Below are 20,461 nucleotides of genomic sequence, written 5' to 3' on the forward strand. Positions count from 1 at the left end.
TTACTCTGTCAGGTGATTACCTTTTGAGTCTAACGTATTATTAAAGGAGCACAGGTTTTCAGTTCAACTTTTAACCACTAGTCCAATGTAATTGAACTCCAGTTGATTTCGGATAAGTTTTTCTCTCGCAGCAATTCATTTGTTTTAGAAAAGTGCTGACAACCAAAAAAACCTCTTCTTGCCGATAAAGGGGAAGGATGAGGAGCCGCTAAAATAGCGTGCTTCGTTGCATCAATATTAATTCCTTTCTTTTGAGCATGAGCCCCCCATAGTAAGAAAATAATCCCTTCTTTTTTTTCATTTAATTGCTCAATGATGCTGTCAGTAAACGTTTCCCATCCTAACTTTGCATGAGAATGAGCTTGTGATTCTTCAACGGTTAATACCGTATTAAGTAACAAGACCCCTTGCTCAGCCCAACTTTCTAAATAACCATGTGTTGGTGGAATAAAGCCCTCAATATCTTCTGCTAATTCTTTATACATATTGCGCAGAGAAGGCGGGATCTTAACTCCTGGTAATACAGAAAAAGACAGCCCATGCGCCTGCCCTTCTCCGTGATAGGGATCTTGACCTAGAATGACAACGGTAACGTTATTAAATGGCGTCAATGAAAAAGCAGTAAACACATTCTCTTCTTTGGGGAATATTTTTTTTCCTTGAGAACGTGCTTCCTTTATATGCGTCATCATTTCTTGATAATACGGTTTTTCCTTTTCCGTTTCTAAAATGTCATTCCAAGATGTGTTCATTTATTTTTTCTCACTGAGTTCTTTAAGTTGAGCGATTTCATCCTTCCAAATATCAGGGTTTATCGTCTCTAATACTAAAGGAATGCCATTAAAACGATCATCTTGCATAATGTACTTAAAGCAATCCCATCCAATCGTGCCTTCACCTAAAGATTGATGGCGATCGACACGACTGCCTAGCTCAATTTTGGCGTCATTGATGTGCATACCACGCAAGTATTGAAAACCAACAATACGTTCAAATTCAGAAAAAGTATGCTCGCAAGCCTCTTTAGAGCTTAAGTCATAACCAGCGGCGAATGTATGGCATGTATCAAGGCATATACCGACACGAGACTTATCTTCAACTTTACTGATAATCTGAGCTAAATGTTCAAATTTCCACCCAAGATTCGTTCCTTGGCCAGCCGTATTCTCAATCACAGCAATCACATTCGGCACGGCTTGATGCGCGAGATTAATGGATTCAGAAATAAGGGTAAGACACTCATCTTCTGAGATCTTCTTTAAATGGCTACCTGGGTGAAAATTAAGCAAAGTGAGCCCTAATTGTTCACAACGCTCCATTTCATCAATAAATGCCGCGCGAGATTTCTCTAGCTTTTCTTCTTCTGGCGCACCAAGATTAATTAAATAAGAGTCATGCGGTAATATTTGAGAAGGTTCAAATCCAAAACGCTTACAATTTGCTTTAAAATCAGAGATGATCTTTTTTGTTAACGGCTTAGCTACCCATTGGCGCTGATTTTTAGTAAATAATGCAAACGCTGTAGCCCCTATTTGATATGCACGTTTTGGCGCTTGATCAACACCACCGGCCGCAGACACATGTGCCCCAATATATTTCATCTCTGTCTTTCCTTTCAAAATTAACTTCGTTCCATTATTACGGTAAATGCTTTATTTGTCAGTACTTCTCTGCTTTCTTGGACGGAAAACAGAGAATATCAAAATAATATAAAAACCCAATTTTGTAGTAAGTTTACTACAAAACAAGCTCGTACCAATAAAGTAGTAAGCTGGAATTTTCGTGCCACAAGCTAGCTATATGGTATTTTATTGATTTAGGATAAGATTTTGAAGATGAATTAATTGTCACTTTTTGTTGTTTTTTGACCTATATCAATATACAAAGTAAGGGCATCATGTATATAATGTGACCCATAAGATATTTACAAAATAACCACAAAGTGGACTAGGAGAAAGTAAAATGATCACAGGTATCCAAATTACTAAAGCTGCAAATGACGATCTTCTTAACTCTATCTGGCTACTAGATAGCGAGAAAAATGAAGCACGTTGTGTTGTTGCAACTTCAGGCTTTGAAGCTGACCAAGTTATTGCAACAAGCGCACTGGGCGAATACGAAAGCCGTGACGTTGCTATTGAAAAAGCACCAAAAGTTGAAGGTGGCCAACATCTAAATGTTAACGTTCTGCAACGTGATACATTACAAGACGCAGTTAAGCACCCAGAGAAATACCCACAGTTAACTATCCGTGTATCGGGTTATGCTGTACGTTTTAATTCTCTAACAACAGAGCAACAACAAGACGTTATCGCACGTACTTTTACAGAAACTCTATAATCTAGACTTTCCTAAATAAAAAACGGCACTCATTGCTCATGAGTGCCGTTTTTCTATATAAAAGCCTCTTCAATACTGACTAATTAGTTAGCATTTAAGAGGCTTTTTATTAATGGCATATCCATTCATATGCCATTACCGTATCGCTTTCGTCTTTATTGAACTTTACGCAATACTTCTTTTAGATCATCAAAGTTATTAGCAAGATCTTCAGACAATAACTCCATTGCATTATGTTTCGCTAATGGCGCTGGAAGATCAAGATCTCCGCCTAAAATATCATCGACAACTTCTTTAAACTTAGCGGGATGGGCTGTACATAAAAATAAGCCAATCTCACCCTCAGCTAATTGCTCATTCAAAATACGATAAGCTATCGCACCATGAGGTTCACATAAGTAGCCTTCTGCATGCATTTCTTTTAATGTTTCTGCACTCTGAGCATCAGTGACTGCACCTTTACCTAGCGTTTCAAGCCCCCAGCCTAAACGTTGGCAAAGCTCTTCAATACGAGGCCAGTTATTTGGTTGGCTCACATCCATGGCATTTGAAATTGTAGGAATCGTTGTTTTTGGTTCCCATTGCCCCGTTTCAAGATAACGTGGCACCGTATCATTTACATTTGTCGCAGCAATAAAGCGTTTAACAGGTAAGCCTAAAGACTTAGCTAATAAACCCGCTGTTAAGTTACCAAAATTACCACTTGGTACTGAAATAACGACATCACCACGCTTTTCTTTTGGTAGCTGAGAAACGGCTTCAAAGTAGTAACAAATTTGAGCCATTAAACGACTAATATTAATTGAGTTGGCTGAGTTTAATCCAATTTCTTTACGTAAATCGGCATCATCAAAAGATTGCTTAACCAATGCCTGACAATCATCAAAGTCACCATCAACGGCAACGGTATGAATATTGCCACCCAGAGTACAAAATAGCTTTTCTTGTAATGGGCTTATTTTACCTTTCGGATATAAGATCACGACATTAATATTATCCATACCATAAAAGGCATGAGCAACAGCAGCTCCAGTATCACCAGATGTCGCTGTTAGAATCGTAATTTTATCATTGCCTTCTGTCACTGCAGCTAAAGACTGAGCCATAAAACGGCCACCAAAATCTTTAAACGCTAATGTTGGACCGTGAAATAATTCTAGTGCATAAACGCCATCTTTAACTGCGTGAATAGGTGCGGGAAATTGAAATGCATTCTCAACCATATTTCTAACGGTATCTTGTGGCAATTCATCACCAATAAACGCAGATAAAATCTTAGTACTACGGGAAATAAAATCGTCGGCCAGAAGTGCATCTATATCATCAAACGTAGGCAGTTCAGATGGAAAAAACAGTCCTTGATTACGACCTAAACCTTGGCGAACTGCTTGGCCAAAAGAGACTTTCTCATCGTTTTCTTTTATGTTGTACAACTTCATAATTTACTTCCTGTTACTTGTGAACCTTGCTTGTCTAAACGACAAACATGGACAAATCCTTCGTCATTTTGAACGTAATTATCTTGCAACCAACGAGATACTCTTTCAGCAATATCTTTATCTTTACAAATACTAAATAGAGTTGGTCCTGACCCAGAAATGCCTGTTGTTAATGCACCTGCAGAGGCGGCATAAGCGCGAGCTTGAGCAAAATTAGGTAATAAGCGTTCACGGTAAGGTTCAGCCACCACATCTTTGATCATTTTCGCGGCTAGCTCTGGTTGCTTTGAATAACACGCATGAATAAAACCTGCGAGATTTCGACCATGAGCAATGACATCTTGACGACGATATTGAGAAGGCAGAATTTCACGAGCTTCCGCCGTTGATACTTTAATACCCGGGTATGCCATCACCCAATACCATTCATCGAAACAAGGGACTTCTTGACTAATAATACCGAGTTCTTCAACCATTAATTGCAAACCACCAAGATAGCATGGCGCCACATTATCATAGTGAATCCCACCTGATATCTGTCCTTCCATCTCCCCCATTAGAGCAAGGAGCTCCATTTCAGTTAATGGTTTATCATGAAACTGATTTAATGCATCAAGTGCAGCAACAATAGAGCAAGCACTAGAGCCTAAACCAGAACCAATTGGCATGTTTTTTTCTAGTACCATATGAATAGGTTTTAACGTTACGTTTTTAGTTTCAAGCTCTCTTGCAAACACTTTCCAACAATCATAAACAATATTGTCTTGCGGATTTTCTGGCAATTTATCAACAAAACGACCAGATGTGACAAGAGTGAAAGCGTCAGAACCCGATTCAACAAGAACTCTATCTCCTAATAGCGAACCATCAATAGGAGAAACCGCTGCACCAAGTACATCAAACCCAACACTTACATTACCAATCGATGCCGGAGCATAAACAACAACACTCATTTTATACTCCTAATTTCCAGCCAAGGGTGCGCATAAGATCAGAGAATACGCCGGCAGCAGTTACTTCTGTTCCTGCGCCATAGCCTCTTAATACCAATGGGATTGGTTGATAGTAACGACTGTAGAATGCCAATGCATTTTCACCGTCTTTAATCTTAAACATAGGATCATCACCATCTACGGCAGCAATTCGAACCTTACATTTCCCTTCTGAAATTTCACCGACATAACGTAATACTTTTCCTTCCTCTGCGGCTTTAGCTGACTCTTGAGCAAAATATGCATCCGCTTCAGGAAGACGAGCCATGAATTCATCAATAGTTCCTGAGTCATCAAAGCCTGGTGGTAATGCTTGTTCAACCTCTACGTCATCTAATTCAATTTCAAGGCCAGATTCGCGAGCAAGAATCAGAAGTTTTCGAGCCACATCCATACCCGATAAATCATCTCGAGGATCGGGCTCAGTAAAGCCATTTGTTTTCGCTACATTCGTAGCGTCACTTAATGACATGCCTTCGTCTAGCTTGCCAAAAATATAAGACATAGAACCGGATAAAATACCATTAAACTTTACAAGCTCATCACCAGCAGCAATTAGGTTTTGTAGGTTTTCAATAACAGGTAAACCTGCACCAACCGTCGTCTCATACATAAACTTACGTCGCGTTGCACGTGCTGCATTACGTAACTGATGGTAATAGGCCATAGAATCAGTGTTCGATTTTTTATTCGGAGTAATAACGTGAAAACCTGCCGATAGAAAATCAACATATTGAGCTGCAATACCATGATCAGACGTACAATCAATAATCACAGGGTTAATAATATGGTTACGCTGAACCAATGAGATTAAACGAGCAAGACTAAACTCTTCGGTCGCATTACCCATTCGGTCACGCCATCCGTCCAGTGAAATCCCTTTGCTGTCCAATAATAGACCTCGACTATTTGCCAAGCCACAAACTCGAATTTCGATGCCTTTTTGAGACAGCTTTGGTTGTTGTCGTTTAATTTGTTCAACTAACTCACCACCAACACCACCAACACCTACGACAAAAACATCTAAGAAATGCTTACTATTGAAGAGATTCTCGTGACACGCTTTAATTGATTCAGACACTTTATCTTCAGGAATGACGGCTGAAATAGCTCGCTCAGAAGAGCCTTGAGCAATAGCAATGATATTAACGTTCACTTCTGTTAATGATGTAAAGAATTGAGAAGCCACACCTTTTGATGTTCTCATGCCATCACCAACTAGCGTTACGATAGCAACATCATTAATAAATTCAACGGGTTCTAATAAACCGTCTTTTAATTCTAATTCAAACGCTTCGCGTAATACTTGCTCTGCTTGTACTTTATCCTCAGCCTCAATACAAAAACTGATACTGTACTCAGAAGAAGACTGAGTAATTAAGACAATAGAAATACCAGCCGTAGACATTGCACCAAATACACGGCTTGCCATACCAACCATGCCTTTCATGCCAGGGCCACTGACGTTAACCATCGTTAAATTACTTAATGTCGTAATCCCTTTAATGGCTAAATTATCTTCACCTGTATCTTGGCCAATAAGCGTGCCTGGACCTTGAGGGTTAAAACTGTTTTTAATTAGGCAAGGAATATGAAATTGAGCAATAGGTGCGATGGTTTTAGGATGTAAAACTGAAGCCCCAAAATACGACAATTCCATTGCTTCTTGATAGCTTAAAGACTTAAGTAGACGAGCATCATCAACTAATCGAGGGTCACAGTTATAAACACCATCAACATCAGTCCAAATCTCACAACACTCGGCACGAAGACAAGCGGCAAGCACCGCCGCTGAATAATCAGATCCGTTACGCCCTAAAGTAAGCAATTCACCTTTTTCATTCCCTGCAGTAAAACCAGGCATGATATTTACGTGCCCTTTAGGAAGAGGTTCATTTTTAAAATTCAGCGTCGAAATATCAACATCAACAGCACCTTCTAAAAAACTACCACGAGCATAAAGATATTTAACTGGGTCGATAAGGCTTGCTTGTTGCCCTTTAGCTTCAAGTACCGCCTTCATTGTAACGACTGAAATACGTTCGCCTTTACTGATGATTTTTGCATAGACATTATCAGGGCACATACCTAATAAACTAATACCATGCACATATTGACGAAGTTGAGAAAGTGAATCTTTTAGCTTATTTTCAAGCGTTTTAAGATCGACTTGTGGAAGTGCGGTAGAAATACCATCAAACAACTGAATAAAAACAGCTTCTAATTCTGAAATTTGTAACTCAGCTTCTCCATTCGTTAATACGTTATCAACGACTGAAACTAACTTATTCGTTACCTTACCCGGTGCCGATAAAACAACAGAAACATCTTGCTGTTGCGCATTATTGGCAATGATATCTGCGGCACGTAAAAAACGATCTGAATCTGCTAATGATGAACCACCAAACTTTAATACTCGCATCTCTATCCTCCCTAAAAACGAGTGTTACTGCAGTATCCTTACTGCTTCTAGCATGATAAACGTTTCAGTAAATAATGAAAGAATGCAGTTAAGAATTAGTAACTAAATTGCAAAAAAAAGCCCGCTCTGATAATCAGTGCGGGCTTCTTTAAAATACTTATGCGTATCAGCCCACCCCAGCAACCATGGTGCCGGTAATTGTTGTGGTAATAATCATTGAGCTGATAATGAACATATAATAAAAACTCTAAAATAAATGTTTTCGATATACAATAACTACCTTACTTCCCTCTAACAAGTCAATGATAAATTTACTCATTTACATAACAAAAGAAGAATGTATCGTTGCAAGTTATTGAATGTAATCTATTAAACAAGAATTTAGTTTTTGCAATTAAATTAATAATTCTTTGCTTATCAAGACACCATTGAGATCTGCGTAGATATAATCCCCTGGTGGGATAACTTGAGTATTAACCGTAATTGACACTTGTTGCTCTCCAGCGCCTCGTTTTTCTGTTTTAAATGGTGATGTGCCCAATGCCTTGACTCCTAGTGGCATTGTTCTTATTTCACCGACATCACGAATAGCCCCATATACGATCACACCTTCCCACTGATTATTTACAGCAAGTAGTGCAACTTGATCGCCAAGAAGTGCTTTTTGGCACGAGCCATTGCCATCAATAAAGAGTACTTTACCTTTACCATTTTGCTGCAATACTTCACGCACAAGTGAATTATCTTGATAGCAACGTACAGTGACAATCTCACCATAAAAACACGCTCGACCACCAAAATCTTTAAATTCGACATCAATAAGTTGAACGCTGTCTTCAAATTGATCACAAATATCAGGCAATAAATCCATTTTATATTCTCCTTGTTTATTAAAACAAACCTGCTTAACAACATTAGCAAGTATTACATCTCCATAAATCGCATAAAAATTTACAATTTTACTATAGATATGTTCCTACATTTATTACTACACTCTAGTGGTATCGATTGCTATTGACCTAAATCAATAAAATGTATGGAAATAAAAATCGCTTATTGTTAGAGTGGTGTTAAGGGATTAAAATCTATCTTCTAATCAAGTTTTAGATACTAATTCAAAAAATTAGAGCTTTATCATGTTATTGATTATATATTCAATGACAACCAAGGATGGCGTGCCGTTTAGGTTTCTATTCTTCAATATATATTTTAGTCTACGATTGAAGAGTCTATTTCCTATTTGTAAATTTTTTATTATAGAATTAACATCGTTAATTCTACTTTTGACTTTAATCAGTTAGTTAGGTACCGCCCATGCAAACCCCTCAGATCCTAATCGTTGAAGATGAACACGTTACTCGTAATACACTAAAAAGCATTTTTGAAGCAGAAGGCTACAATGTATTCGAAGCAAGCGATGGTGAAGAAATGCACACTGTGCTTTCTGAACAACAGCTTAATCTTGTGATTATGGACATCAACCTTCCAGGAAAAAATGGCCTTCTTCTTGCTCGTGAACTTCGCGAACGTGGTGATATGGCTCTTATGTTCCTTACAGGTAGAGACAATGAAGTTGATAAGATTTTAGGATTAGAAATCGGTGCTGATGATTACATCACAAAACCATTTAATCCTCGCGAGCTGACTATTCGTGCACGTAACTTATTGACTCGTTCAATGAATCAAAGCACAGCCGTTGAAGACAAAAAACTGGTTGAGCGTTATACATTCAATGGTTGGACTGTTGAAATCAACAGCCGCTCTCTAGTTAGCCCAAGCGGTGAAAGCTACAAGCTTCCTCGCTCTGAATTCCGTGCCTTACTTCACTTCTGTGAAAACCCAGGTAAAATTCAGACTCGTGCTGACTTATTGAAAAAAATGACAGGCCGTGAGCTAAAACCTCATGATCGTACTGTTGATGTAACTATTCGTCGCATCCGTAAGCATTTTGAATCAGTAACAGATACTCCTGAGATTATCGCTACTATTCATGGTGAAGGTTACCGTTTTTGTGGTGATCTAGAAGAGTTATAATAGTTAACTCTTTCTGAAATAAAAATGCCCCGCTCTATTTAGATAGGCGGGGCATTTTTGTATCCGGTATTAAATTAATACACAGTATCAACCGACACATTAGTTTGAATTATCCATTCATCATTAACTTGAACAGCAATATCCAGCGGCTTACTTGCATCCAATACATGAAATGATTTCGCTGCTATTTCCCAAGAATGGTTGTTATTAACGCGCACATCATATTCTTCTTCATCAATCACCCACGACTCTTCACCTTGACGAATAACCACCTCGACGATCTCAATATCAGGGTCTATAACCTGATTTGAAGTCAGTGTCAGTGCTAAATTCAGCTTACTTTCATCTTCTTCACTGCCAACACTTGGCATTTCGTCAATCCAAACCGCTGAGTTTAATTCTATTTTTGAATTCATTAACTCAACTTGGTTATCTTGCTGCCAATCGATGTTGTCTTCAGAAGTCATCTGACAACCAGCAAGTCCGATTATGACTGCGGTTACTATCATTATTCTTTTCATTATAGTTCCTTAATTTTGTCGCTGCTTTAACCAACTTTTTAGTACTTGAATATCATTTTCATATTCATTTTTAATTTCTTCAACCCAATCATCAATATTCTCCCACCACGCTGGTAAATCTGGAGACTGTGCTTTTTGGGCCACTTGTTGAATATGCTTTAGACCAATGGATCCCGCAGCCCCTTTCATTTTATGAGTCTCAAATACAATGCCATCTTGATCTCGTGCTGTCATGTTTGAATCAAGTATTTGAATATATTCTTTCATACTGCTTTCAAACATTTCGATGCTGGTATAAATAGGTTTTGTACCAACTATCTCGATGTACGACTCAAGCATTTCTAAATCGAGTAAAGTATCAATTAAATGCTCACTCTCAAGTTGTTCTGCCGTTTTAACTTGAGCCACTTTATTTTCTTTCTCTCTCTCTTTTTCATCGGAGATAGAGAACAGTTCAAGTACTTCAGTTAACGCTTTAACACTTAACGGTTTGCTGATGGCTTCATCCATACCTTTTTCAAAGTACTCGTCTTTTTCTTTTAATAAATTAGCCGTTAAAGCAACTAACGGTGGTAATTCCTCATATTTTTCTCTAAGTATTTGAGCGACATCAAATCCAGTCATGTCAGGTAATTGAATATCTAATAACGCTAAATCATAGTTTGTGGGATCAAATTGATTGATTGCATCTTCACCACACATAGCCACATCGACGGTATGACCTAAACTTTCAAGCAACGAACGAGCGACAGTAATATTCAGTTCAATATCCTCAAGCATAAAAATTCGCAAAGATTTTGCACTTTTCATCTCAGGCATTGCTTCTTCTTCTTCAACATGATCAACCAAGGGGACGTTGATGGAGACAATAAACGTACTACCAAACCCGACATCACTGGTTACTGTAATGTCCCCTCCCATCAAGTTAATTAATTCTTTAGATACCGCTAAACCAATACCAGTTCCTACTGCATGTAAATTATCTTTGCCTTGTTTCACTTGATAATACATAGCAAACACATTTTCTAATTCAGACTCAGGGATCCCAATTCCTGAATCTTCCACTTCAAAAGTTATATCTGCATTGTCACCGTGTATATCGGCACTCACGGACATCACAACTCCGCCTTCTTTTGTGAATTTAGTCGCATTCCCGATTAAATTCCAAAGAACTTGTCGTAAACGAGTACTATCAACACAGATATGCGCGGGAAGGCTCGTCAGTCTTTCTAGATCAAAACGCAGCCCTTTTTGCTCTGCCATTAATCCTGATATATTTTCCATTTCAGTAACAAAACTAATAAAATCAAGAGGCTTAGGTAATAGTTCTAATCTACGGCGATCAAATTTATCCATATCAATAATATCGTTAAATATATTACCCAAAGTGATCGCACTGACATTAATAGTTCGCATATAATTATGCTGTTCATCATCAAGGCGGGTATCAAGCAGCATACGACTTAACCCGACAATACCATTAAGTGGTGTTCGTAATTCATGACTGATTGTTGATATAAATGTTGTTTTGTCACGACTGGCTTTTTCTAGAGCCTCTTCGTAACTTTTACGATCCGTTATATTTCGTCCAAAACCAACCAAACCTAAGTGACGACCATCTTTACTATAAAAAGGGATTTTGCTTAATTCAAAACACGCTTTTCTACCATCAGGATAATCAAGCCATTGTTCATACGTTAATGCTTGGTTCTCTTTAAGAACTTGTCTATCGGTATCAATGACTTTAGTCGCGACTTCAATGCTATAAACATCTTTAGGTGACAACCCAATCAGTTCTTTTTCAGATTTACCGATGAGATCCTCCATGGCTTTATTACAACCAGAGAAAAAACCTAATTCATTACGGTAATAAATTATATCGGGGGAAGTATCAAGGTAAGATCGCAATAACGCAGTTTGCTCAGCTAATTCTAATTGTGCTTTTTCTCGATGAAATACCTCATTTTCCAAATCCCCCATCGCTTCTTGGCGAGCCTCTTCTGCTTTTTCTCGCTCTTCTATTTCTTGATTCAGTTTTTTGACATTACCTTTTAATTTTTTATTTAAATCAAGATCACAAGTTCTCATTTCTTCTAATTTACCAACCAATTTAGATAAGCGTTGGCGAGAATCTTCTAAGTGTTCAACGACTACTGATAAAAAGAAAACAGCCCAAGGAGTGATCAGTAAACCAAAAAAAACAGATCGTACAATGTCTAAATCATTAACTTCACCACTCAAGACGAGAGTCACCCCAACTTGAACAATGACAGCTAAAGCAACAAGAGCGATGGCAAGTAAGAGACTAAAACGGACGATCCCAAGCCTAACCATAAGATCGACATAAAACTGCGCAAGAATTTTTAACTGCTTCATAGATACACCCTGATAATATTCAATATGAATAATATCAGGGTTCATTCTGTTTGAGTTATTTTTTCAACACTGGGATCGTGTATTTGAAAGGCGTGTTAATCAAAGAACCTTGCGCTCCATCTTTATTAAGAGCCATACCTACATTAGTTAGCCCTAACCAGCGAGGCTCACACCACATTGGTGAAAGTAATGTTGGCCTTCTTGCTGTCGCTGATACACGGTGATAAATAATATCAGGAGGAGTTAAACGAATGATTTCAGAAGCAACATCAATATAATCTTCCATTGTTGGCGCTTCTATTTTACCAGCACGCCATGCTTTAGCCATCGTACTTCCCTCTACGATATGCAGCGGGTGTAATTTTATTCCATCAGTTCCGGTTTCTAATACTTTATTAAGTGTTTCAAGATTGTCTTCTCTTGTATCACCAGGCAGCCCTATAATAAGGTGAGTACAAATCTTAATTCCTAACAATCTAGCTTTACGCGTAATCGTGTCATAGCAAGCAAAATCATGCCCACGATTAATGCGCTTTAAGGTTTTATCATTAGCCGTTTGCAGTCCAAGTTCAAGCCAAACCTCATATCCGTCATCAACATACCCTTTTAGTAATTCTAATACCGCATCAGGTACACAATCAGGCCGCGTGCCAACACACAAACCAACAATATTGGCGGCATTCAGCGCTTCTTCATACATATTTTTGAGTACTTGGACTTCTGCAAATGTATTTGTATAAGCTTGAAAGTAGGCAAGATACTTTTTCGCACGCTTAACTTCTCCTGCTCTATCTGCTAGCTGCTCATGAATCGCTTTAAACTGCTCTTGTTCATCAGAAAATGAGGCGACGTTACAAAAGGTACACCCCCCTTTTCCAATCGTTCCATCTCTATTGGGGCAACTAAAACCACCATGGAGTGTCAGTTTATGTACCTTTTCACCATAACGACGCTGTAAATCTTGTCCGAATGTATTTGCTAGTTCATGAAGTTGCATTGCGGTAACCAATAATAAATCAAAGACTTAGTTCATAAATAAAAAGAAGTCTCAGTTCTATTTATGAAAGTTGCTAACTCGATTGTAAAAAAAGACCGTAAATAATAACGAAAAAAATCATACGCTATTCTAATTTATATCAACAAAAGGCGCATAAAGTAGCGATTAAACGCAAAAAAAGGCCATTTATTATAAATACTTATGCATTTAGTGTGAAAAAAGTAAACATTACGTGCAACTTTAGTTGGTATTTAATATGACAAAAATGTAGGATAGTTACATCGTTAAATAGTTTAATTTGCCACCAATAGATTATTGGGGCTTTTCGATAGTGGTATCTACCCTCAGACAACAAATACAACGGATAAAAATGTATTTGATAGATATCACAATGGATTGGGTTAGTTTGCACGTCATATTAAGTGATGCCAGCAAACACCAGAATGGATTCAAACTTGCTACCTCTTGAGACTAACTCACAGCAAGTTCGATTGAAGATTAGCAAAGGACTAGACAGAAACTTACGTAGAAAAGTTGTGTCTGTATAATACTGGAAGGATGTATCTATGGTAGATAGAGAGCAAAGTGCACAGGGCATGTATACTCCGGAATTGGAGCATGATGCATGTGGTATCGGTTTTGTCGCTCACCTTAAAAACCGTAAATCTCATGATGTGGTAACTCAAGCACTTGATATGCTAGCGCGTATGGAGCACCGTGGTGGCCAAGGCTGTGATCCATGCAGTGGTGATGGCGCAGGTATTTTATTACAAAAACCTCATGAGTTTTTATTAGAAGAAGCCGTTAAACTTAGTATTAAAATACCTTCTTTTGATAAATACGGTATTGGCGTTGTTCTTTTTCCAAAAGATGAATACAAACGTCAACAATGTAGAGATATTTTAGAGCGTAACGCTCAACGTCTTGATTTGGAAATTCTTGGATATCGTATATTACCTGTCGATAACTCGATGCTAGGTAATGATCCTCTAAGTACCGAACCTCAATTTGAACACGTCTTTATTTCTGGTGGTCCATCAATGGACCCAGCAGAATTAGAACGTAAATTGTATGTTCTTCGTAACTATACAGTTCGTGTTTGTTTAGAAAGTATTTCCAACATCGGTGATGATTTCTACATTAACTCATTATCATACAAAACCTTAGTATACAAAGGCCAGTTAACTACAGAGCAAGTACCTCAATATTTCTTAGATTTACAAAATCCATCAATGGTCACTGCTTTAGCTCTAGTCCATTCTCGCTTTTCAACCAATACATTTCCTCGTTGGCGCCTAGCTCAACCATTCCGTTACATTGCTCATAATGGTGAAATCAATACTGTTCGTGGTAATTTGAACTGGATGAAAGCCCGTGAAGCGATCATTGAATCAGATCTCTTTAGCCAACAAGAAATGGACATGCTACTTCCTATTTGTCAGGAAGGCAGTTCAGATTCATCTAACTTTGATATGGCATTAGAATTACTTGTTCTTTCTGGTCGTAGTTTGCCACATGCATTAATGATGATGATCCCTGAAGCATGGCAAGAAAATAAAAACATGGACCCGACTCGTCGTGCATTTTATCAATATCACGCCAACGTAATGGAACCATGGGATGGCCCCGCTTCTGTTTGTTTTACCGATGGCGTTCAAGTAGGTGCAACGCTTGACCGTAATGGTCTTCGCCCTTCTCGCTATACGGTAACAAAAGATGACTTCCTTGTTATGGCATCTGAATCTGGCGTAGTAAAAATAGCCCCAGAAAATATTGAGTTCCGTGGTCGTTTACAACCAGGCCGTATTTTTGTTGCTGACTTAGAGCAAGGTCGTATTATTTCTGATGAAGAAGTAAAAGATGGCATTGCAAACTCACAACCTTATGAAAAATGGGTTGAAGAAAACCTGCTTAGTTTGAAAAAACTACCTGAAGCAACGAACCAATACAGCCAACCTTCTCCAGAACGTCTACTGAATCGTCAACAGGCGTTTGGTGTTACCTCTGAAGAAGTTAATGAAATTATTCTACCATTAGCGAAAACGGCTTATGAGCCATTAACTGCAATGGGTGCAGATTGGCCATTAGCGATTCTTTCGCATCAATCTCAGCATTTATCTAACTACTTTAAGCAATTATTTGCACAAGTAACTAACCCACCGATCGACCCGATCCGTGAGCGTATGGTTATGTCACTTAATACTTACCTAGGTAAAGACCAAAACTTACTTGCTGAAACCCCTGAGCATTGTCAAAAAGTAGAACTTGAATCCCCTGTTCTGTCGAATTCTGAATTAGAAAAATTGCGTGCGATTGATAATGAACACCTACAAGCAAAGACACTTGATATCGTATTCCAAGCAAGTGAAGAGTCGGGTAAATTAGAACGTGCACTAAAACGCATCTGCCAATACGCTGAAGATGCGGTAAATGATGGTTATTCTATTATTCTACTGACTGACCGCGCTGTAAACTCTAACCATGCCGCGATTCCTGCAATGCTTGCTGTGGGCGCCGTTCATCACCACTTAATTCGTAAAGGATTACGAGCTAAATGTGACATCGTTATAGAAACGGGGGATGCACGTGAAACACACCACTTTGCAACACTCGTTGGTTATGGTGCGAATGCAGTTAACCCATACTTAGTCATTGAAACGATTGTTGAACTTCAACGTGTTAAGAAACTCGATCCAACACTTCATCCAAAAGAACTATTTGATAATTACCGTAAAGGGGTTAATGGCGGTCTGCTTAAGATCTTCTCAAAAATGGGGATTTCAACATTACAGTCATACCATGGTGCTCAAATATTTGAAGCATTAGGCATTAGTAAATCCGTTGTTGACAAGTACTTCACAGGTACTGTTTCTCGTATTCAAGGCCTTACTATTGATGATATAGCAAAAGAAGTGCTTATCCGTCACCGTATTGGCTACTCTACTCGAGAAATCCCAGTTCAAGTACTTGATGTTGGTGGTGTTTACCAATGGAAACAACGTGGTGAGAAGCATTTATTCAATCCAGAAACCATCTCACTACTGCAAGAATCAACACGTAATAAAGATTACGAACAATTTAAGAAATATACCCAAGCTGTTGATGACCAAGGTGACAATGCAGCAACACTGCGTAGCCAATTAGCCTTTATTAAAAACCCAGCGGGCTCTATTCCTTTAGAGGAAGTGGAACCAATAGAGAATATTCTTAAACGTTTTGCAACTGGCGCTATGTCGTTCGGTTCTATCTCACACGAAGCACATTCAACACTTGCTGTTGCAATGAACCGTATCGGTGCGAAATCTAACTCAGGTGAAGGTGGTGAAGACCCTATTCGCTTTGAGAAAAAAGAAAATGGTGACTGGGAGCGCTCTGCAATCAAACAAGTTGCATCTGGTCGATTTGGTGTTACCTCTTACTACCTGACCAACGCCGATGAATTGCAAATTAAGATGGCTCAAGGTGCAAAACCAGGAGAAGGCGGACAGTTACCTGGAGATAAAGTCGACGATTGGATTGGGGCAACTCGCCACTCAACTCCAGGCGTTGGACTTATTTCACCACCGCCACATCATGATATTTATTCAATCGAAGATTTAGCACAACTTATCTACGATCTTAAAAATGCAAACCGTAAAGGCCGCGTTAACGTTAAGTTAGTGTCTGAAGCAGGTGTTGGTACTATCGCCTCTGGTGTTGCTAAAGCAAAAGCTGACGTAGTACTTATTGCAGGCTTTGATGGTGGTACTGGTGCATCTCCGATGTCCTCTATTCGTCACACAGGCTTACCGTGGGAATTAGGTCTAGCTGAAACACACCAAACATTACTGAAGAATGGTTTACGTAACCGTATCGTTGTTCAGTCTGATGGCCAAATGAAAACACCTCGAGATCTTGCGGTAGCAACACTTCTTGGTGCCGAAGAGTGGGGTGTAGCGACGGCTGCTCTTGTTGTTGAAGGTTGTATCATGATGCGTAAGTGTCATAAAAACACTTGCCCTGTTGGTATTGCAACACAGAATAAAACATTACGTGAGCGTTTTGATGGTCGCGTAGAAGACGTTGTTACTTTCTTCCAATATATGGCTGAAGGCCTTCGCGAAGTTATGGCTGAACTTGGTTTCCGCTCTATTGAAGACATGGTTGGTCAATCTCACAAACTTAAGGTTCGTGACGATATTGGTCATTGGAAATATAAAAACTTAGATTTATCACCAGTACTTCATGTAGAACAACCTCGTGCTGAAGATGGTATTTTCAATCAAATAAAACAACAGCATAATCTTGAAGATGTATTGGACCGCAAACTTATAAAACTTGCAAAACCAGCACTCGAAGAAGGTAAATCAGTTAATGCAGAGTTTGATATTCTAAATACAGACCGAAGTGTCGGAACGATGCTTTCAAATGAAATATCTAAAGTCTATAAAGACCAAGGGTTACCGCAACCAATGAATGTGAAATTTAATGGTTCCGCGGGTCAAAGTTTAGGAGCATTCTTAGCGAAAGGCGTCAAATTTGAAGTAGAAGGTGACGCAAATGACTACTGGGGCAAAGGGTTATCAGGAGGTACACTCGTACTTTATCCAGACACAAGATCAAGTATTGTAGCTGAAGATAACATTGTTGTTGGTAACGTTTGTTTCTATGGTGCCACCTCTGGCGAGTCTTACATTCGAGGAATGGCAGGCGAGCGTTTCTGTGTTCGAAACTCTGGGGCAAGTGTTGTAGTGGAAGGTGTTGGTGACCATGGTTGTGAATACATGACGGGTGGTGTCGCGATAATCCTTGGCTCAACCGGCCGCAACTTTGCCGCTGGAATGAGTGGTGGTGTAGCGTATGTTTGGGATCAGTCAGGAGACTTTGAATCAAAGTTAAACCAAGAACTTGTTGACCTAGACCCAATAGAACAAGAAGATAAAGATCTTTTACATAAAATGCTAACTAAGCATGTTGAATTCACAGGAAGTGAAGTAGCAAAGTCTTTCTTAAGTAATTTTGAAGTAAATTTAGCCTCTCTGGCTAAAGTTATGCCGCGGGACTATAAAGCGGTACTTCAAAAGCGTAAGACTGAAGCACAACACGCGCAAATGGAAGAAGTGGAGGCAGTATAATGGGCAAGCCTACAGGTTTTTTAGAAAATGGTCGTGAGTTACCAAAAAAATTAGAACCAATTGTTCGAATTCAAGATAATAAAGAATTTGTCTTAAACGAAGAATTTGGCGATAAAATCAATACGCAAGCATCTCGCTGTATGGATTGTGGTGTTCCGTTTTGTCATAACGGATGCCCTATTGGGAACATCATTCCGGAATTTAACGATGCCGTATATCGCGATAGCTGGGAAGAAGCTTGGCACATTCTAAGCTCAACAAATAACTTTCCTGAATTTACAGGCCGTGTATGCCCTGCTCCTTGTGAAAGTGCATGTGTATTAGGGATCAATCAAGATCCAATCACAATCTGTAATATTGAAAAAACAATCGTTGAGACTGCGTATCGTGAAGGATACGCGCAACCGAAAAAGCCTCGTTCCCGTACAGGAAAAACTGTCGCGATTATTGGTTCAGGTCCTGCCGGCTTAGCTGCTGCAGAGCAAATCAATAGTGCAGGCCATTCAGTCACTGTTTTTGAACGAGATGAGAAAGTTGGTGGCTTATTACGTTTCGGTATTCCTGATTTCAAACTAGGAATGGATATCATTGATCGAAAGATCAATTTAATGGCCGAAGCCGGTATTAAGTTTGAAGTAAATGCACATATTGGCGTTTCAATTAATGCTCAACAACTGCGCCAAGATTTTGATGTTGTATTACTGACTGGTGGTTCAACAGTACCAAGGGATCTTCCTATTCCTGGTCGTGAATTAAATGGGGTTCATTTTGCAATGGAATTCCTAGGTCAAAACAACCGCCGAGCGAACGATATGGATCTTAAAACAAAAGAGATCCATGCAAAAGATAAACATGTTGTCGTTATCGGTGGTGGCGATACAGGATCAGATTGCGTTGGTACTTCTAACCGTCATGGGGCGGCAAGCATTACTCAAGTTGAGATAATGCCTATTCCACCAGAAAAGCGCCCAGCGAATATGCCTTGGCCTCAATACCCAATGATCATGAAAACAACGACTTCCCACGAAGAAGGCTGTGAGCGTCATTGGAACATTTTAACTAAAGAGTTTATCTCTGATGATGAGGGTAATGTCACCGGCCTCCGTATTGCTGATATCGTTTGGCAAGATGCCAAACCTGGAGAGCGACCTGGTTTTAACGAAGTAGCAAATAGTGAGCGAGTTATACCATGTGATCAAGCTTTCTTAGCTATGGGATTTTTACACCCAGAACCTACGGGTGTTCTAGCTCAATTAGATATTAAACTTGATGATCGTGGCAACGTTGCTACCAATGGTTTTTCTACTAACCAAAAAGGTGTTTTTGCTGCAGGTGATATGCGTACAGGGCAATCATTAATTGTACGTTGTATTAATGAAGGTCGTGAATGTGCGCGTGAAGTTGACGCTTATCTTATGGGGAATACAAACTTAGAAGCGAAAGCTGGCTCTCTAATGCTATCAGCATCATAATCTTTCGCAATTAAATTCAGGTTCCTTCCAAACCTTTGGCCAACATTTCGATGTTGGCCTTTTTTATAGTAAATTCAATAAACAAAAATTCAACAATTCACGGGCTTGTTTTATACTTACTTAACATTTCTAATATCTATAACTAAAATAGAAGCTTATTATTTATGAAAAGATCACTCATTCCTATATTTATAATACTTACTTTATCAGCTTGTAGCCAAAGGAGCGACGTAGTCATGGATAAATCAACAAAGCCATGTGGTGACAAACCAAATTGCGTCTCAACGCTAGAAAATAGAGAAAGCTTTTCCGCAGCTCCATTTATATTAACCAGCACAGCAAATATTAAAAATATATCTAATGTTGCTCAACATTTAAAAGGAGCTAAAGTTGTAAACATAAACAATGATTACATTCATATTGAATGCACTAGTTTACTTTTTCGCTTCGTAGATGACTTAGAATTACGAATTTCAGGGAATACTCTAATTGTACGTTCAGAGTCACGTACAGGACATTCTGATTTTGATGTAAATAAAAAGCGTGTTGAGAAATTAAGATCTCTTTTATTAAAACAAGGGCTAATTACTCAATAAATAAACCCATTTAAATGTCACTACTTCTATTTTTATACAGACGTAAAAAAGCCCTAATCTTTCGATTAGGGCTTTTTAAATAGTGGCGGAGTGGACGGGACTCGAACCCGCGACCCCCGGCGTGACAGGCCGGTATTCTAACCAACTGAACTACCACT

At 38.9% G+C, this 20,461-nt stretch carries 14 protein-coding genes; 5 read left to right on the forward strand and 9 right to left on the reverse strand.

Annotated elements, in window-relative coordinates; translation table 11 throughout:
• Window positions 1–77: 77 nt before the first annotated feature.
• A complete protein-coding gene (ung, locus tag AACV33_RS17560) occupies window positions 78–752 on the reverse strand; it encodes a uracil-DNA glycosylase (RefSeq protein WP_182699479.1) in 675 nt (224 codons plus the stop codon).
• Complete coding sequence (gene nfo / locus AACV33_RS17565) at window positions 753–1,601, reverse strand: deoxyribonuclease IV (RefSeq protein WP_065611531.1); 849 nt, start codon at window positions 1,599–1,601, stop codon at window positions 753–755. It lies immediately after the preceding gene.
• 361 nt (window positions 1,602–1,962) lie between these two features.
• On the opposite strand from nfo, the gene grcA reads away from it, so the two are divergent.
• Entirely contained in the window at window positions 1,963–2,340 is a 378-nt protein-coding gene (grcA, locus tag AACV33_RS17570) for an autonomous glycyl radical cofactor GrcA (RefSeq protein ID WP_012551024.1), read from the forward strand.
• A 155-nt stretch (window positions 2,341–2,495) separates the two neighbouring features.
• Here the strand turns inward: grcA and thrC are convergent, their stop codons facing one another.
• The 4 genes from thrC to AACV33_RS17590 all read right to left on the reverse strand — a co-directional run bounded on the left by thrC (window position 2,496) and on the right by AACV33_RS17590 (window position 8,064).
• Window positions 2,496–3,779 carry a threonine synthase gene (gene thrC, locus AACV33_RS17575; protein ID WP_065611529.1) on the reverse strand — a complete coding sequence of 428 codons (1,284 nt, stop codon included), beginning with the start codon at window positions 3,777–3,779 and terminating at the stop codon, window positions 2,496–2,498.
• Window positions 3,776–4,732 (reverse strand): homoserine kinase, encoded by a 957-nt coding sequence (gene thrB / locus AACV33_RS17580; protein ID WP_182699480.1) that lies wholly within the window; start codon window positions 4,730–4,732, stop codon window positions 3,776–3,778. Before thrB ends, thrC begins: the two co-directional genes overlap by 4 nt.
• Before the next feature lies 1 nt (window position 4,733).
• Window positions 4,734–7,193, reverse strand: coding sequence for a bifunctional aspartate kinase/homoserine dehydrogenase I (gene thrA, locus AACV33_RS17585; protein WP_017021357.1), 2,460 nt, complete (start codon window positions 7,191–7,193; stop codon window positions 4,734–4,736).
• A gap of 394 nt (window positions 7,194–7,587) precedes the next feature.
• Complete coding sequence (locus AACV33_RS17590; protein WP_065611527.1) at window positions 7,588–8,064, reverse strand: putative 4-hydroxy-4-methyl-2-oxoglutarate aldolase; 477 nt, start codon at window positions 8,062–8,064, stop codon at window positions 7,588–7,590.
• A gap of 443 nt (window positions 8,065–8,507) precedes the next feature.
• Between AACV33_RS17590 and arcA the strand changes: the two genes are divergently transcribed.
• Window positions 8,508–9,227, forward strand: coding sequence for a two-component system response regulator ArcA (gene arcA / locus AACV33_RS17595; RefSeq protein ID WP_012551029.1), 720 nt, complete (start codon window positions 8,508–8,510; stop codon window positions 9,225–9,227).
• A gap of 74 nt (window positions 9,228–9,301) precedes the next feature.
• On the opposite strand, the gene AACV33_RS17600 is transcribed toward arcA, so the two are convergent.
• Genes AACV33_RS17600 through AACV33_RS17610 form a run of 3 tightly spaced genes read right to left on the reverse strand, consistent with a single transcriptional unit; the run spans window position 9,302 to window position 13,121 of the window.
• Complete coding sequence (locus AACV33_RS17600) at window positions 9,302–9,748, reverse strand: hypothetical protein (RefSeq protein ID WP_017021359.1); 447 nt, start codon at window positions 9,746–9,748, stop codon at window positions 9,302–9,304.
• 9 nt (window positions 9,749–9,757) lie between these two features.
• Window positions 9,758–12,124 carry an aerobic respiration two-component sensor histidine kinase ArcB gene (arcB, locus tag AACV33_RS17605; protein ID WP_182699481.1) on the reverse strand — a complete coding sequence of 789 codons (2,367 nt, stop codon included), beginning with the start codon at window positions 12,122–12,124 and terminating at the stop codon, window positions 9,758–9,760.
• 55 nt (window positions 12,125–12,179) lie between these two features.
• Entirely contained in the window at window positions 12,180–13,121 is a 942-nt protein-coding gene (locus AACV33_RS17610) for a TIGR01212 family radical SAM protein (protein ID WP_182699482.1), read from the reverse strand.
• A gap of 566 nt (window positions 13,122–13,687) precedes the next feature.
• Here AACV33_RS17610 and gltB point away from each other — a divergent pair.
• From gltB to AACV33_RS17625, 3 genes are all read left to right on the forward strand, one after another.
• Entirely contained in the window at window positions 13,688–18,235 is a 4,548-nt protein-coding gene (gene gltB, locus AACV33_RS17615) for a glutamate synthase large subunit (RefSeq protein WP_182699483.1), read from the forward strand.
• On the forward strand, window positions 18,235–19,707 hold the full coding sequence (locus tag AACV33_RS17620; protein WP_182699484.1) for a glutamate synthase subunit beta: 1,473 nt from the start codon (window positions 18,235–18,237) through the stop codon (window positions 19,705–19,707). Before gltB ends, AACV33_RS17620 begins: the two co-directional genes overlap by 1 nt.
• A 164-nt stretch (window positions 19,708–19,871) precedes the next feature.
• Window positions 19,872–20,303, forward strand: coding sequence for a DUF1499 domain-containing protein (locus AACV33_RS17625; protein WP_017021364.1), 432 nt, complete (start codon window positions 19,872–19,874; stop codon window positions 20,301–20,303).
• Window positions 20,304–20,461: the final 158 nt, after the last annotated feature.

The sequence above is a fragment of the Aliivibrio sp. SR45-2 genome (assembly GCF_963890165.1).
Lineage (GTDB): Bacteria > Pseudomonadota > Gammaproteobacteria > Enterobacterales > Vibrionaceae > Aliivibrio > Aliivibrio salmonicida.